This is a genomic window from Sphingomonas sp. (assembly GCF_032114135.1).
GTDB lineage: Bacteria > Pseudomonadota > Alphaproteobacteria > Sphingomonadales > Sphingomonadaceae > Sphingomonas.
Genome location: NZ_DAMCTA010000002.1, coordinates 510429 through 524775 on the forward strand (window position 1 = coordinate 510429; position 14347 = coordinate 524775).

16 protein-coding genes and 1 tRNA gene are annotated in these 14347 nt (G+C 66.9%); 14 read left to right on the plus strand and 3 right to left on the minus strand.

Translation table 11 applies throughout. The features are described from left to right. The first annotated feature begins 19 nt into the window (after positions 1–19). The 3 genes from RT655_RS14410 to RT655_RS14420 all read left to right on the plus strand — a co-directional run bounded on the left by RT655_RS14410 (position 20) and on the right by RT655_RS14420 (position 1845). A complete protein-coding gene (locus RT655_RS14410) occupies positions 20–157 on the plus strand; it encodes a hypothetical protein (protein ID WP_313537996.1) in 138 nt (45 codons plus the stop codon). Next, positions 158–1384 carry a type II secretion system F family protein gene (locus RT655_RS14415; protein ID WP_313537997.1) on the plus strand — a complete coding sequence of 409 codons (1227 nt, stop codon included), beginning with the start codon at positions 158–160 and terminating at the stop codon, positions 1382–1384. A 62-nt stretch (positions 1385–1446) separates the two neighbouring features. Then, positions 1447–1845, plus strand: coding sequence for an endonuclease domain-containing protein (locus RT655_RS14420; RefSeq protein ID WP_313537999.1), 399 nt, complete (start codon positions 1447–1449; stop codon positions 1843–1845). A gap of 14 nt (positions 1846–1859) precedes the next feature. On the opposite strand, the gene RT655_RS14425 is transcribed toward RT655_RS14420, so the two are convergent. Then, entirely contained in the window at positions 1860–2492 is a 633-nt protein-coding gene (locus RT655_RS14425) for a hypothetical protein (protein WP_313538001.1), read from the minus strand. A gap of 83 nt (positions 2493–2575) precedes the next feature. Here RT655_RS14425 and RT655_RS14430 point away from each other — a divergent pair, with 83 nt between their 5' ends. From RT655_RS14430 to RT655_RS14445, 4 genes are read left to right on the plus strand one after another with little or no spacing between them, the layout of a single operon-like run. Next, positions 2576–3610 (plus strand): penicillin-binding protein activator, encoded by a 1035-nt coding sequence (locus RT655_RS14430; RefSeq protein WP_313538003.1) that lies wholly within the window; start codon positions 2576–2578, stop codon positions 3608–3610. Next, the gene (locus RT655_RS14435; protein WP_313538005.1) at positions 3607–4161 is read left to right on the plus strand and encodes a prepilin-type N-terminal cleavage/methylation domain-containing protein; all 555 of its coding nucleotides are present in this window, start codon (positions 3607–3609) and stop codon (positions 4159–4161) included. Before RT655_RS14430 ends, RT655_RS14435 begins: the two co-directional genes overlap by 4 nt. Further along, on the plus strand, positions 4158–5042 hold the full coding sequence (locus RT655_RS14440; protein WP_313538007.1) for a type II secretion system protein GspK: 885 nt from the start codon (positions 4158–4160) through the stop codon (positions 5040–5042). The genes RT655_RS14435 and RT655_RS14440 overlap by 4 nt, the downstream gene beginning before the upstream one ends. A 51-nt stretch (positions 5043–5093) precedes the next feature. After that, positions 5094–5690 (plus strand): hypothetical protein, encoded by a 597-nt coding sequence (locus tag RT655_RS14445; protein WP_313538009.1) that lies wholly within the window; start codon positions 5094–5096, stop codon positions 5688–5690. Between the two features lie 2 nt (positions 5691–5692). Here the strand turns inward: RT655_RS14445 and ybaK are convergent, their stop codons facing one another. Beyond that, positions 5693–6166, minus strand: a complete 474-nt coding sequence (gene ybaK, locus RT655_RS14450) for a Cys-tRNA(Pro) deacylase (RefSeq protein ID WP_313538011.1) — start codon at positions 6164–6166, stop codon at positions 5693–5695. Between the two features lie 133 nt (positions 6167–6299). Between ybaK and RT655_RS14455 the strand changes: the two genes are divergently transcribed. The 4 genes from RT655_RS14455 (at position 6300) to RT655_RS14470 (ending at position 10452) form a co-directional block, all read left to right on the plus strand. Beyond that, the gene (locus RT655_RS14455; protein ID WP_313538012.1) at positions 6300–7022 is read left to right on the plus strand and encodes a S8 family serine peptidase; all 723 of its coding nucleotides are present in this window, start codon (positions 6300–6302) and stop codon (positions 7020–7022) included. Positions 7023–7168: 146 nt separating this feature from the next. Next, positions 7169–7576, plus strand: coding sequence for a DUF2147 domain-containing protein (locus tag RT655_RS14460; RefSeq protein ID WP_313538014.1), 408 nt, complete (start codon positions 7169–7171; stop codon positions 7574–7576). A gap of 47 nt (positions 7577–7623) precedes the next feature. Beyond that, complete coding sequence (locus RT655_RS14465; RefSeq protein ID WP_313538016.1) at positions 7624–8913, plus strand: OmpP1/FadL family transporter; 1290 nt, start codon at positions 7624–7626, stop codon at positions 8911–8913. A gap of 174 nt (positions 8914–9087) precedes the next feature. Then, positions 9088–10452 carry a protein arginine N-methyltransferase gene (locus tag RT655_RS14470; RefSeq protein ID WP_313538018.1) on the plus strand — a complete coding sequence of 455 codons (1365 nt, stop codon included), beginning with the start codon at positions 9088–9090 and terminating at the stop codon, positions 10450–10452. Between the two features lie 83 nt (positions 10453–10535). Here RT655_RS14470 and RT655_RS14475 read toward each other — a convergent pair. Continuing rightward, positions 10536–10612 (minus strand) — tRNA-Pro (locus RT655_RS14475). 187 nt (positions 10613–10799) lie between these two features. Here RT655_RS14475 and pnuC point away from each other — a divergent pair. The 3 genes from pnuC (at position 10800) to RT655_RS14490 (ending at position 14342) form a co-directional block, all read left to right on the plus strand. After that, positions 10800–11354: a nicotinamide riboside transporter PnuC gene (gene pnuC, locus RT655_RS14480; RefSeq protein ID WP_313538020.1), complete on the plus strand. Its 555-nt coding sequence runs from the start codon at positions 10800–10802 to the stop codon at positions 11352–11354. Continuing rightward, a complete protein-coding gene (locus RT655_RS14485) occupies positions 11351–11875 on the plus strand; it encodes an ATP-binding protein (RefSeq protein ID WP_313538022.1) in 525 nt (174 codons plus the stop codon). The genes pnuC and RT655_RS14485 overlap by 4 nt, the downstream gene beginning before the upstream one ends. A gap of 175 nt (positions 11876–12050) precedes the next feature. After that, positions 12051–14342: a TonB-dependent receptor domain-containing protein gene (locus RT655_RS14490; RefSeq protein WP_313538024.1), complete on the plus strand. Its 2292-nt coding sequence runs from the start codon at positions 12051–12053 to the stop codon at positions 14340–14342. The last annotated feature ends 5 nt before the right edge of the window (positions 14343–14347 follow it).

Consider the following 14347-nt stretch of genomic DNA (forward strand, 5'->3'; position numbering starts at 1 on the left):
CGGAACGGGGAGGGGGACCATGCGTAGCATGGTGGAGGGGCCGCGCCGCGCGGCGCGGTATGCGTCGAACCTGTGGGATACCGCCGCGTTCCGCGGCGGCCCCTCCACCATTCGCTGGCGCGAATGGGCCCCCTTCCCGTACTGGGGAGGAATGTAGATGCCCGCCTTCGCCTATCGGGCGGCGGATCGCAGCGGCGCCGCCAAGCGCGGCGTGATCGAGGCGTCCAGCCCCGCCGCCGCGCGCGCGCTGTTGCGCGAGCAGGCGTTGCTGCCGCTCTCGGTCGAACCCGCTGCCGAGCGCGGACGTTCGATCGGATCGATCACCCTGCCGCGCTTCGGCCGCAGTGGGGTTAGCGCCCGCGCGCTCGCCACCGTCACCCGGCAAATCTCAACCTTGGTCGGCTCAGACATCGCGATCGAGGAGGCGCTGCGCCTCGTCGCCAGCCAGTCCGAGCAGCCGGCGGTCAGCTCGCTGCTGCTCGATGTGCGCGGCGCGATCCTCGACGGGCGCAGCTTCGCCGCGGCATTGGCCCAGCATCCCAAGGCCTTCCCCGAATTTTATCGCGCCTCGGTCGCGGCGGGCGAAGCCTCGGGGCGGCTGACCGACGTGCTCAATCATCTCGCCGAGTTCGTCGAGAATCGCCAGGCCAACGGCCAGAAGCTGCAACTGGCACTGCTCTACCCGGCGCTGCTGGCGCTGGTGTCGTTCGGCATGATGGTGCTGCTGATGGTCTATGTCGTGCCGGACATCGTGAAGGTGTTCGTCTCGCGTGGCGCCGATCTGCCGCTGCTGACCCGCGCGTTGATCGCGATCAGTGCATTCCTGCAGGGCTTCGGGCTGTATCTGCTGATCGCGATCGGGCTCGGCATCGTCGGGTTCGGGCGCTGGCTGCGCGTGCCGGCTAACCGGCTGCGCGTCCACCGCTTCTTCGCCGAGCGCCGCCCGTTCCGCCGCTTCAGCCGGCAGATGAATGCCGCGCGCTTCGCCGGCAGCTTGGCGACGCTGGTGGGCAGCGCAGTGCCGCTGGTCGAGGCGCTCCACGCCGCCGCTGCGGTGACACCCAACCACTTCGTCCGCGAAAAGGCGATGGGCGTGGCAATGCGGGTGCGCGAAGGCATCAGCCTGCGCGCGGCGATGCAGGAGGCGGAGATCTTCCCCTCGATGCTGGTCGCGATCGTCGCCTCGGGCGAAAGCTCGGGCAAGCTCGCGCCCGCGCTCGGCCGCGCCTCGGGCGAGCTGGAACGCGAGCTGGATGCGCTGGTCGCGACGCTGGTCGCGCTGGTCGAGCCGCTGGTGCTGCTGGTGATGGGCGGGCTAGTGCTGCTGATGGTGCTCGCGATCCTGCTGCCGATCATCAACCTCAACAATCTGGTCGGGGTGTGAGATAGCCCTCTCCCGCGTGCGGGAGAGGATTGGGTGAGGGTGCCAGGGGGAGGCGACACGAGATGCCCACGATACGTCCCACGAACCCACATGCGAGGACACTCCGCCGGGATGCGACGGACGCCGAACGGGCGCTATGGGCGCGAGTGCGGAACCGGCAGGTCGACGGCCACAAGATCCGCTTCCAGGCAACGCTGGGCCCGTATTTCGTGGATTTCCTCTGCGCGGCGAAGGGGCTGGTCATCGAGCTCGACGGCAGCCAGCATGGCAAGGAGGCGGATCGCGCCCGAACTGCGTGGCTGGAAGGGCAAGGGTATCGGGTGATCCGGTTCTGGAACGTCGATGTCCTCCAGAATCTCGACGGCGTTCTCGAAGGGATCCGGTTGCAACCGGCCGCACTGCCCGAAGTGCACGACTCACCCTCACCCAACCCTCTCCCGCAGGCGGGAGAGGGTTTTTAGAAGTCGGCTTTAGGTCACATCTTGCCTTGAATCCTTGCGCCGCCCGGCAACCCTACGAACGGCAGAGCCGCCGCGCCGTCCTTACTCATCCCGAGGTCCAGCATCCCGTCCTCGCCCAGCACGGCATCCAACAGCACTTGGCGCCGCTGCGCCGCGGGGGTTAGCCGGATCGTCGTGCGCGGGCCGACATGTTCGGCCGTAAGCAGCAGCGCGGGCACTGCGGTCGACCCGCCGCCAGTCTTGGGACGACAGCTGCCGGGATCGGTGGTCACCTTGCCGTCCATCATCTGGCTGCCGCCGCCTACCGCAATCCGCGCCATCTCCACCTGCATCACCAGCTGGCAGGTGAAGGGCAGGTTGGGCTGAACCGCCTGAAGCAGGCTCGCATCCGCTGCGCCGCTGACATGATCGAGTACCGTCCGGCCCCCAAGATGCACCAGCGCGCGGCCACCGAGATCGGTATCCTGCCCCGTCGCCTTCCAGTCCGCCGCCAGCCCCAGGCTGGTCAGCGAGCGCAAAGGTGCCAGCTGCCATTCGAGCTTGCTGCCCCCGGCTACGCCCACTTCCCCGTTCCAGATCGTCCCCGCCACGCCGCTGCGCCAAGGCACGTTTCGGACGAGCAGGCTCGCCGGTGCGGTGGCCAGCATCGCTAGTGCGTAGGCCCCTATGCCCAGCCCGGCGAAGAGGATAAGACGCCGCCGTGCCTCATTCGCTGAATCCGGAGTTCGCAATGGACCGTCGGTCCCTGCTGCGGCTGTTGCCCTCGGGCCTCGTCCTATCCGCGGCATCGCTTTCCTCCAACGCATGGGCGGGCGAGAAGAAGGACAAGCGTCCGATCGCCCTGTTGCTCCCGCTCAGTGGACCGCGGGCGGGGCTGGGCCGTAGCATGCAGCAGGCTGCGTTGCTCGCGGAAAACGCGGAATTCGTTTTTGCCTTCGATACCGAGGGTACGGCGGAGGGAGCGGCGCGCGCTGCGACCGAAGCGCTGCGCCGCCATCCGGCGCTGATCCTGGGGCCGTTGAGCGCCGCTGAAGTGCCCGCGGTGGGCAGCACGGTGGCGAACCGCGTGCCGGTCCTTTCCTTCAGCAACGATTCGGTACTGCGCCAGCCGGGGGTGTGGATCTTCGGCATTACCGCCGCGCAAGTGACCAGCGCAGTGCTCCGCTATGCGCGGACGCGCGGGGTACGATCCGTGGTGATGATCGACGACGGATCGCCCTGGTGCGCGGCCGCAAGCCTTGCCGCCGGGCGGATGGAGAGCGAGATCGGCATCAGCCTCCGCGTGCTCCCGGTGAAGCCGGGCCAGCCACTGCCTCAGGCAGGCGATGCGCCCGATGCGGTGCTGCTGCCCGGCAGCGGTGAAGGCGTACTCGCTGCCGCGCGCGCATTGAAGGGCAGCGGGGTGCAGTTGCTCGGCACGTTGCAGGGGCTCGACAATCGCCCGGACTCGCTGGAGGCGCTGGACGGCGCATGGCTCGCTTGCCCCGATCCGGGTGCTTTCTCGTCCTTTGCCCAAGCCTTTGCCGCGAAAAACGGCGGCGATCCCGGCACGATTACCGCGCTCGCCTATGACGCAGCGGGCGTGGCGAACAAGCTGCGCGAGGCCAATGCGCTGAACATGAACGGGCTGGTCGATGCCAAGGGCTTTCACGGCGTCACCGGGCCGGTGCGCTTCCGCACCGACGGATCGGTGGCGCGGGACTTCGCGATCGTGGTCGCCTCGCGCGACGGCTATACCAGCGTCGCGGTGAGTTCGGGATCGTGACTCAGCGCAGCGAAGCCGGCGAATCCGGCTTCACGCTGATCGAATTGATGATCTCGCTGGGGCTGTTCGCGCTGATCGCGGTGGCGGGGCTGGCGCTGGTCGACGGCATCCTCCGGGTCAATGGGCGCACCGAAGCGCGGCTCGATCGGCTGGCCGCGCTCCAGCGAACGATGTTCGTGCTGACCAGCGATCTCGATCAGGTTGCGAGCGGCCCGATCGAAGGCGGGGCGGGGCGCCTGTCCTTCGTGCGCAGCGCGCCTGGCATCGGCGGCACCGCAACCACGGTGCGCTATGCGGTGGCGGGTAGCACGCTGGTCCGTGCCGCGCCCGCGCCCCAGTTGCTGCTGCCGGGTGTGGTCACCGCGCGGTGGCGCTTCTGGGACGGTGCCTGGATCGATCGCTGGCCGGTGGACGACAGCGACGAGGCCAAGGCCCGCTGGCCGCGCGCCATCGCGCTCGACGTGCAGGCAGCGGGGCCAGGCGGCACGCCGGTGGCGCTCCACCGCGTGATTACCTTGCCGCTGCGCGCGCAGGAGCCGCCGCCGCAATGAGCCGTCGCCCGATCCGCGACGACGAGCGCGGCATGATCCTGGTAAACGTGCTGATGTTCGTCGCCATCGCCAGCGGGCTGGTGCTGCTGATGATCGATCGCGAGGAACTGGCGCTCGATCGGGGCCTTCGCATGCGAGAGGCCGCGCGTGCGCAGGCAATCGTGCGCGGGGGCGAACTCTCGGCGCTGGTGGCGTTGCGCCGCGACGGCGAGACGGCGGGGGATGTCGATCATGCGCGCGAGCCCTGGGCAAAGATCGCTACCACCGGCGCGCCGATCGAAGGTGGTACCTTCGACCTGGCGATCGGCGACGCCGAAGGGCGCTTCAACATCAATTCCGTGCGCAGCGGCGAGGCAGGCGCCGTCGTGCTGCTGCAGGAAATCGCCAACGAGATCGAGATGCCGCCCGAGCAGGTTGTTGCCGCGATCCAATATGTCCGGCTGCAGGGGCCGGTCACCGACCTCCGTCCGCTGCGGCTCGCCGGGCTGGATCCGAAGGTCGCGGACCGGCTGGAAAAGGTCGTGACCGCATTACCGGGGATCACCACCATCAACCTCAACGCAGCCGAGCCCGAGCTGATGGCGATGCTGTTCAAGGATCCGCTGGTCGCCAGCCGATTGGTGCAGGTGCGCGCGCGGCAGGGGTTCCTGACGCTCAAGGATCTTGACGACCAGCACGCGACTTTGCCCTGGGGCACCTCGTTCAAGTCGAGCAGCTTCTGGGTGCGCACCCGCGCGACGATCGGCGGAACGGCGCAGCAGGAGGCCACGCTGATCCAGCGGCGGCGGACCAGGGACGGCAAGGTGGAAACGGTGCCGGTCGGGCGCTGGCGCAATGCGGCGGTCCCGCCGGGCGTCCCGGCCTTCGGTACCGGGCGTTGAGATTGCCCGGCTTTTCTGGTCTGATCGCCCGATGATGCGTGCGCGTTTCCCATGGTGCTGATGCGTTGGTTCGGCCGCGGCGACATTCGTCGCTGGCGTGACCTGCACGTTGCGATGGCGCGTGCCGTATTGCAGCAGGCCGCCGGCGATCTCGTCGAGAGTTTCGACGCCGATCTCTCGCAGGCCGACTGGCGCGACGGGCTCATCGAGCAGACCCGCTTCGTCGCCACCCGCATCGCGCCCGTGGTGCGCCAGGTCGCCGACCCGCTGGCGCGGCGGGTGATCGAGGAGGCAGATCGCGCGCTGGCGCCGATCGCCTATCACCATCTCCAATGGCAGCCGCTGCCGGTCGACGCCAGTCTGATGCGGGACATGATGGAGGAACTGGGCGACTGGGCTGCCGCGGGCGGCGTCGCCCTCACCGGCTTGGTACGCGGCGCGGCGACGGGGCTGCCGAGCGCCGGCAGTCCGGGCCGGGGCGGTCCGGCGAGCGACTGGATGCGGCTGCGCGCCGAGGCGCGATTGCGCGCCAAGGTTCATGCCTATGTCCATGCGGGAGTGGTGCAGGGCCCCAAGGGGAGGCCGGCGCTGCTCGAGCATGTCGTCGCGTTGCTGCAGGAAACCGCGCGGCATGCGCAGCCGCTCTGACCCTAGGCGATGATCCCGGTCACCTTGGCGTTGAGTACTGCCGCGGCATCCTGCGGGGCGAGGCGCAGCTGCAATCCGCGTTGCCCGCCATTGATGAAGACATAGGGTTCACTGACAGCGGTTTCCTCGATCACGGTGGGAAGCGCCCTCATCTGCCCGAACGGACTGATGCCGCCGACCTTGTAGCCCGAGAGCCGCTCGGCATCCACCCGCTTCATCATCTCGGCCGACTTGCCGCCGATCGCGGCGGCCAGCTTCTTCATCGCCACCTGCCGGTCCGATGGCAGAATGGCGAGCACCGGCTTGCCGTCGACCTTGGCCATCAGCGTCTTGAGCACCCGCGCGGGCGGCTCACCCAGCGCCTCCGCCGCCTGGAGCCCGATCGCGTCGGCGTCTGGGTCATAGGCATAGCTGTGCACGGTGAAGGCGATATCCGCCGCTTCGAGCATCCGCGTGGCGCGGGTGGCCTTGGACATTTCGCTGCTCCCCGATCTTGCCGCCGGTGCCACGCAGCCGAACTAGGTGCAAGCCCTAGGGCGTGATGAAGTTCTTGTTAACGCTTGCCGCCTAGCGTGCCGAAAGGTTGGGCAAAGATGGGCGGAGGTGGGCATGGGCCTGCTGGGGATGGCGTTGTTTGCAGCGGTGGCGGGAAGCTCGCCGGCAATGGCGCCGCGTGTCGCGATCATCGACAGTGGGGTGGCGGAAACGCCCGAGCTTCATGGCAAGCTGGTCGCGGAATATGACATGGCGGGCGGCGACCGCCCCGCCTTCCGCCCGCGCTACGACCATGGCACGATGGTCGCCACCATCCTCAGCCGCGCCGCGGCAGGCGCGGTGGCGATCGTTTCGCTGCGGATCGACGATCCCGCGGGATGCCGCCCGGGGGCCAATCCGCCTTGTCAGCCCAGCGCGGGACCTATCGTCGCCGCGATACGCAAGGCGATCGACCTGAAGGTAGACGCCATCAACATTTCGCTGGCCCTCGCGGATGATTCCGCAATCACGGCGGCCGTGCACGATGCCGCATCGGCGGGGATCGTGGTGGTGCTGGCGGCGGGCAACAATGGCTTGGCCCATCCGGGCAATCTCGCCATGGCGCGGCAGGGTTTCCCCAATGCGGTGCTGGTCGGCGCGCTGGATGCCGCCGGGCAGCCCTGGACGGGCACCAACCGGCCTGAGCCGCAGGCGCAGGGGTATCTGTATGTCTGGCAGCGCGGGGTCGACGTGCCGACCGCGTTGGCAGACGGCCGGGCCGTAACCGGCACGGGGACCTCCTTCGCCGCGCCGATCGAAACCGCGCGCCGGATCGCCCACCGCCGCCGCACCGCCTGAAATTTCCGGAAACACACCCGTTATTGCGGAACTTTGAGGAATGGGTATGGTTCCCGCCCAGGAGAGGCTGGAACGTAAACATACGCCATGTCTGTCCTCGCTGCGGCTGCGTCGTGGCGGGAACAAGCGATAATGGAAAAACAAGTATGTGGATAAGTTTGCTTGCCGCGATGCTGGTAGCAGCACCGCAAGCCGGAGAGGGTGTCGAGGGCCGCTGGAAGACCCAAACGCGCAACGCGATCGTCGAGATCCAGCGCTGCGGTTCGTCGGTCTGCGGGCGCATCCTCACCTCGGATGCGCTGCGCACCAATCCCGATCTGCGCGATACCAAGAATTCTAACGCCCAGCTGCGCAATCGTCCGCTGAAGGGGATGCAGATCCTTAGCGGCTTCACCGCTGATGGCGGCAACTGGAGCGGCGGCAAGATCTACAATGCCGAGGACGGCAAGACCTATACTGCCGACATCACCCTAGTGGGCGCCGACCAGCTCAAGCTGCGCGGCTGCGTGTTCAAGCCTTTCTGCCGTACCCAGACCTGGACCCGGGTTCGTTGACGCTGCGCGCTGCGCCATCCACGAATCCCAGTAGCGTGAGAAAAATCATGAAGAAACTGCATCTCCTCCTCACCGCCGGTACCACGCTGGCGGTAAGCGCCGGCTTTGCCGGTGCCGCCCATGCCCAAGCCTTCTACCTGCAGGAACAATCGGCGCGCGGCGCCGGCCGCGCCTTTTCGGGTGAAGTCGCCGATACCGGCGCGGCCTCGCTGTGGTGGAACCCTGCCGCGATCGCCGATGCCCAGCGCGTCGAGGTGAACCTCAACGCTGCGGCGATCCTGCCGCGCGGTGATGTGGTGGATACGGGCACGCGGATTCAGCGCCCGGGTGGCCAGCCCTTCACCGCGATCGGCGGCGACAGCACCAGTCGCAACCCCATCAACAACGGCGTGCTGCCCTCGGGCGCGATTGCATTGCCGCTCGGTCACCGTGTCGCGCTCGGCCTGGCCGTCACGTCGCCCTACAGCTTCACGACCGATTATTCGTCGAGCAGCTGGGCGCGCTACAGCGCCGACAAGACCCGGCTGCGCACCGTCGACATCCAGCCCTCGATTGCGGTGTCGGTGACCGACTGGCTGCGTGTCGGCGCGGCGGCGAATGTCGAGTATACCGATGCCAGCCTCAGCAACGCGCTGCCCAACGTGGCTGCCAGCCTGGGTGACGGCTTTCAGGAACTGAAGGGTGACGGCTGGGATGTGGGCTGGAGCGCCGGTTTCCAGATGCACAGCGACCGGGTGACCGCGGGCTTCAGCTACAAGTCTGCCATCCGCCACAAGCTGAAGGGCGACCTGACGGTCAGCGGGCTCGTCGGGCCGCTCCAGCGGAACAACATGACGCTGTCGAACGTGCAGGCGGACTTCTACACGCCCGCGCAGCAGATCGCCGGCCTGCGCTGGCGCGCCACCGACAAGCTGACGCTCAACGGCCAGGTGGTGCATTATAACTGGGACAAGTTCGACGCGATCCGCCTTGGCGCGCCGCTGAACCAGGCGATCCCGGAGAACTACCGCGAAAGCTGGAGCTATGCGGCGGGTGTCGATTACATGGTCTCGCCCGCGCTGACGCTGCGCGCAGGTGCGCAGCGCGCGACCACGCCGACCCAGGACGGCCAGCGCGATGCGCGCGTGCCCGATGCCAATCGCTGGAACTTCGGTGGCGGCGGTTCCTATGCGATCACGCAGAACATCGTGCTCGATGCCGCGGCGAACTATGTCGACTTCGCCAACGCGCCGATCGACAAGGCGACGATCGCCGCAGGATCGACGATCCTGACCCAGGGCCAGCTGCGCAATGCGCGCGCGTTCGTCTTCTCGCTGGGCGGCCGCGTTCAGTTCTGACGCGTTGGCAGCAAGGTGGAGTAAGCGACGCCGTCGGCCCCAGGTCGGCGGCGTTTCGCTTTTCTAGCCTCCCCTTCGAGGAGCGGCTTAAGGGCAAACGCAGGACTATCCCCCGGCGCCGCGAACACCTATCCCGAGCGACCCGCATCGCAACCAATGCTTAAGGATGTTCCCGTGACCGACCTCGAGTCCCCCGATCGCCTGACCGAGGCCCGTACCGCACTCGCCGAGGCAATGGCGTTGCACGAGCGGGGGGACCTGGCGGCGGCCGAGCTGCGCTATCGCGCGGCGCTCGCGCACGGTTATCGATCGACCGAGGTGCTGCCCCTGCTCGCCGGGCTGCTCGGGCGGCTCTCCCGCCCTGAAGATGTGCTCATCGCCTGGGACGAATTGCTCGCGATCGACCCCGACCACGCGGTCGCATTGCACGAAAAGGGGCTGACGCTTCACTGGCTCGGTCGCAGTGATCAAGCAATTGCGCCGCTCGAACGCGCCTGCGCACTCGATCCCGACAATCCCACCGCCCTGGGCAACCTCGCGGTCGTGCTGGCAGATGTAGGGCGCACTCAGGAGGCGCTGCACCTTTTCCGACGCGCGCTCGCGCTCCAGCCGGACAATTTGCACCTCCGGCATCAGGTTCGACGCCTCGGCTCGGGTGCGGTGCCCTTCTGGCACATCCCGATGATGAACGACGCGCCGCGTAACGACGCATTCGAAGCGGCGATCACGGCGGCGATCGCCGTCGCAGGCCCCGACGCGCGGGTGCTCGATATCGGTGCGGGCAGCGGGCTATTGTCGCTGATGGCGGCGCGCGCCGGGGCGCGGAATGTCGTCGCTTGCGAGATGGAGCCACTGATCGCCGAGATGGCGCAGACGATCGTCGCCGATAACGGCTATGCCGATCGCATCACCGTCCATGCCAAGCCCTCCACCGAGCTCGCGATCGGCGCCGAACTCGACGCGCCTGCCGACATCCTGGTCTCCGAAATCCTTTCGAGCGACCTGCTGACCGAGAAGGTGCTCGATACTTTCGAAGACGCGCATCGTCGCCTGCTCGCGCCGGGTGCGATCGTCATCCCGCGCGCCGCCACCGCGATGGGCTGCCTGGTGGCGAGCGAGAACCTTGCCGCCTATGCCTTTGTCGGCGGGGTCTCTGGCTTCGATCTCTCCGCCTTCACCGCCTTTGCGCCGCAGCGCCTGCCGATCCACGGCACGATGACCGGCTGGCAGCGGCTGTCCGACGATCTGGAGCTGATGCGGCTGGACCTGACCGAGAAGAAGCACGACGCGACGCTCGCGCGCCTGCGCATTCCCGTCACGGCGAGCGGACGCGCGATCGGTATCGTCCAGTGGATGCACATCGATCTGTGGGACGGCGTGACCTTCCACAACCATCCGAGCGGCTATCACGACGGCGGCTGGCTGCAGGTGCTGCACAGCTTCCCGGCGCCGATCGAAGTGACGGCGGGCGAGACGCTCGACATCGCCGTCGGGCATGACCGGATTACGCTGATCCTGATGCCGCTGGAGGGCAGTTGAGGCGCGCAGCCAGCGGCAGGTCTGGGGGATAAAAGGGTAGCGGGCGACCCGAAGGTCACCCGCTGTATCCCAAATGCAAGTAATGGTCGGGGAGAGAGGATTCGAACCTCCGGCCCCTGCCTCCCGAAGACAGTGCTCTACCAGGCTGAGCTACTCCCCGACGGAGTCCGGTCTACAATGCTTTCGGGAGCAGACCGGCTTGAGCTTGGAGGCGCGCCTATAAGGGTGGGTTGGCCGAGCCGTCAAGCGGTTCGTTGCAGCAAAAAGACAGGGGCGTGCATTTTTTCTGCATCGCACCCTTTGCGGCTCTCGACCGCTGCCCGGCGCACCGATAAGCCTCGGCCCCCATGTCGCTGATCGAAGCCGTAGCCACCCTGCTGGGGTTCGCCAATGTCGCATTGGTCGTGCGGCGCAGCCTGTGGAACTATCCGTTCGCGCTGGCGATGGTGTCGATCTACGCGTTGATCTTCCTGCGTGAGCGGCTGTACAGCGATGCGCTGCTCCAGGGATTCTACTTCATCGTCAACGGCTATGGCTGGTGGAACTGGCGACAGGCCAAGGCAGTCGCTGGGGAGGTGCCGGTCGTGCGGCTGGGCAGCCGCGCGCGGCTCGGTTGGAGCGCCGGTGCCGCGTTCGCCGCGCTCGGCTGGGGGGCGCTGATGCATCGCCTGACCGACGCCGCCTTTCCCTGGTGGGATGGGACCATCGCGGTGCTGAGCGTTGTCGCCCAGATCCTGCAGTCGCGCCGCGCCTGGGAATGCTGGCCGTTGTGGATCGCGGTGGACCTGCTCGCCATCCCCTTGTTTCTGGTCAAGGACCTCTACCTGACCGCTGGGCTCTATTGCCTTTTCCTCGCGCTTTCGGTGTGGGGAGCGATCGACTGGACCAAGGCCCGCGCATGAATCCCCGTACCATCTGTCTTCACGGTCCTGAAAGCACCGGCAAGACCACCGTTGCCGCGCGGCTAGCCCAGGCGCTGGGCGGCACTGTGCTCGACGAATATGGCCGCGAATATGCCGAAGCGCGCGGCACCGATTTTACGATGCGGGACTTGGTCGAGATCGCCAAGACCCACGACGCCGGCACCCGGATGATGCTGGAGACGGCGCCACTGCCGCTGATCCTCGATACCGATCCGCTGATGACCGCGGTGTGGGCGGACATGCTGTTCGGCACGCGCGATCCGTGGTTCGATGCGTGGCAGGGGACGGCGGACCTCTATCTGCTGTTCGACATCGATCTGCCGTGGGTGGCCGACGGCACCCGGCTGTTCGGCACGCGTGAACTGCGACAGCGCTTCTTCGCCCTGTCGCGGGCCGAGCTAGATCGCCGCGGAGTCCGATGGGCGCTGGTGCGGGGAGAAGGCGAGGCGCGCGCCGCCTCCGCACACGCCGCAATCGAGGCTTTTGGGCAACAGATGTGAGGAACCGGTAGCCGCCTGGATTCCGTCACAGGAAGTTCACAATCCGGGCCTAGCGCCGCCCCCGACGGCAAAGGGGGGCTTCGCATCACGTCGAAAGAACAGCCGGCAAAATGCCGGGCTGCGTCGCCGCGCGCCGTTCAAGCACAAGATCAAGATATCCATTCGGGGAAAACCAATGCTTAATCTCGCGCGCGACAAGCGCAGCCTGCTGATCGGCGCCGCCCTTGGCGCGCTGTTCACGTCCGACATCGCCTCCGCCCAGGATACGCAGGCGAATGACGGCCTGAGCGAAATCGTCGTCACCGCCGAGCGCCGCCCGGAAAACCAGCAGGACGTACCGCTCTCGGTCGCGGTGCTGCCGGCGTCGCAGGCGCGCGACTATACCGCCGGCGGCGACGACACGCTGCTCGCGCTCTCGGGCAAGGTGCCGGGCCTGTACGTCGAATCCTCGACCGGCCGCATCTTCCCGCGCTTCTACATCCGCGGCCTCGGCAACGTCGATTTCTACCTCGGCGCGTCGCAGCCGGTGTCGATCATCCAGGACGACATCGTCCTCGAGCATGTCGTGATGAAGTCGAACCCGGTGTTCGACGTCAACCAGATCGAAGTGCTGCGTGGTCCCCAGGGCTCGCTGTTCGGCCGCAACACCACGGCCGGCATCATCAAGTTCGATTCGATCCGTCCCTCGCAGCAGTTCGAGGGCCGCGGCACGGCGAGCTATGGCAGCTATAACAGCGTCAATGTCGACGCGGGCTTGGGCGGTCCGATCATTCAGGACAAGCTCGCCTTCCGCATCTCCGGGCTCTACCAGCACCGCGACGACTATATCGGCAACAGCTACACCGGCCCGAGCCTCGACGGCACGCGCGTCGGCCGCAAGGACGCCGCCGGCGGATTCAACGAGCGTGACGTACGCCTGCAACTGCTTGCCACGCCGAACGAAAGTCTGTCGATCCTCGCCTCGGGCCATGCTCGCTGGTACGACGGCACGGCCACCGTGTTCCGCCGCGGCGCGCTGCCGCTCGGTTCGAACCAGATCACTGGCGTGCAGTTCACCCGTGCGCGCTGGGACGAAGGCGCCGACAACCCCCAGAACTACAAGACCGCCGGCGCCTCGGTGCACGTCAACTGGGACCTGGGCCCGGTCACGCTGACCTCGATCACCGGCTATGAAACGCTCTCCGGCTATAGCCGCGGCGACACGGACGGGGGCGCGGCGGCCGATTTCGGCAATGCCGGCTATGGCGAGTCGCTCGGTCGTGTGCGAGGTCTCGATCAGTGGACCGAGGAATTCCGCGTCGCCAATAGTGGAACGGGCCCGCTCAAGTGGCAGGTCGGCGCGATTTACTTTGATGCGCGCGACATCACCGAATTCTACCAGCGCGCCTATTTCCTGAGCGCGCCGAACAACAATGCCAACAACTGGGTGCGCCTGCATAACCAGAACACCAGCTGGGCAGTGTTCGGGCAGGTCAGCTACGAGATTGCCCCGAAGCTGACGATCACCGCCGGCGGGCGGGTGACCGAAGATACCAAGACGACCGATCTGCTGAAGACGGCCAACAATGTGAACAACGTCTCCAGCTATAAGGGCCGGACCCATGCGCGCCTGTCGGACACGCAGCCGAGCTGGGACGTGAGCGCGCGCTACGAGATCGACCCGGACGTGAGCATCTATGCGCGCGTCGCCAAGGGCTTCCGCGGGCCGACCATCCAGGGTCGTTCGGCGGTGTTCAATTCGGACTTCTCGACCGCGAATTCCGAAAAGATCCTGTCGTGGGAAGCGGGCGTGAAGAGCCAGATCGGTCGTACGCTGCGCGCCAACCTGTCGGGCTTCTACTACACGGTCGACGATATCCAGCTGAACGGCAACGATATCAACGGCAACGGTATCCTGCTCAACGCCAATAAGGCCAAGGCGTATGGCGTAGAGGCCGATTTCGACTGGCGCCCGGTGCGCAACCTGTCGATCCAGGCGGGCGCGAGCTGGCTGCACAGCAAGATCGAAGACAAGAATGTCGAGGTGCAGACCTGCGCCTTCAATGGCGCGCTTGCCTGCACCGTGCTGGCACCGACGCGTACCGCGATCCTGTTCGGCTCGCCGGTATTCCTGACCAAGATCGACGGCAATCCGCTGCCCAACGCGCCGGAGTATAATTTCAACATCAACGCCCGCTATGACATCCCGATGGATATCGGCGGCAAGCTGTTCCTCCAGACCGACTGGAATGTGCAGGGCTACACCAACTTCGTCCTGTACAAGACGAAGGAGTTCACCGCCAACGGCAACTTCGAAGGCGGCCTGAAGATCGGCTACACTGCCGAGAACGACGCATGGGAAATTGCGGGCTTCATCCGCAACCTGACCGGCGAGAAGAACCTGAAGGGCGTCATCGAGAATTATCGCGCGGCCGTGCTCAACGAGCCGCGTGTGTTCGGCGTCTCGCTGAGCGGCAAGTTCAAGTAAGCCCG

Excerpts from the sequence above, each read along its gene's own strand:
- RT655_RS14410 (WP_313537996.1), top strand. The coding sequence starts at position 20 with ATGCGTAGCATGGTGGAGGGGCCGCGCCGCGCGGCGCGGTATGCGTCG.
- RT655_RS14415 (WP_313537997.1), top strand. The coding sequence starts at position 158 with ATGCCCGCCTTCGCCTATCGGGCGGCGGATCGCAGCGGCGCCGCCAAG.
- RT655_RS14420 (WP_313537999.1), top strand. The coding sequence starts at position 1,447 with ATGCCCACGATACGTCCCACGAACCCACATGCGAGGACACTCCGCCGG.
- RT655_RS14425 (WP_313538001.1), bottom strand. The coding sequence starts at position 2,492 with ATGCTGGCCACCGCACCGGCGAGCCTGCTCGTCCGAAACGTGCCTTGG.
- RT655_RS14430 (WP_313538003.1), top strand. The coding sequence starts at position 2,576 with ATGGACCGTCGGTCCCTGCTGCGGCTGTTGCCCTCGGGCCTCGTCCTA.
- RT655_RS14440 (WP_313538007.1), top strand. The coding sequence starts at position 4,158 with ATGAGCCGTCGCCCGATCCGCGACGACGAGCGCGGCATGATCCTGGTA.
- RT655_RS14445 (WP_313538009.1), top strand. The coding sequence starts at position 5,094 with ATGGTGCTGATGCGTTGGTTCGGCCGCGGCGACATTCGTCGCTGGCGT.
- ybaK (WP_313538011.1), bottom strand. The coding sequence starts at position 6,166 with ATGTCCAAGGCCACCCGCGCCACGCGGATGCTCGAAGCGGCGGATATC.
- RT655_RS14455 (WP_313538012.1), top strand. The coding sequence starts at position 6,300 with ATGGGCCTGCTGGGGATGGCGTTGTTTGCAGCGGTGGCGGGAAGCTCG.
- RT655_RS14460 (WP_313538014.1), top strand. The coding sequence starts at position 7,169 with ATGTGGATAAGTTTGCTTGCCGCGATGCTGGTAGCAGCACCGCAAGCC.
- RT655_RS14465 (WP_313538016.1), top strand. The coding sequence starts at position 7,624 with ATGAAGAAACTGCATCTCCTCCTCACCGCCGGTACCACGCTGGCGGTA.
- pnuC (WP_313538020.1), top strand. The coding sequence starts at position 10,800 with ATGTCGCTGATCGAAGCCGTAGCCACCCTGCTGGGGTTCGCCAATGTC.
- RT655_RS14485 (WP_313538022.1), top strand. The coding sequence starts at position 11,351 with ATGAATCCCCGTACCATCTGTCTTCACGGTCCTGAAAGCACCGGCAAG.
- RT655_RS14490 (WP_313538024.1), top strand. The coding sequence starts at position 12,051 with ATGCTTAATCTCGCGCGCGACAAGCGCAGCCTGCTGATCGGCGCCGCC.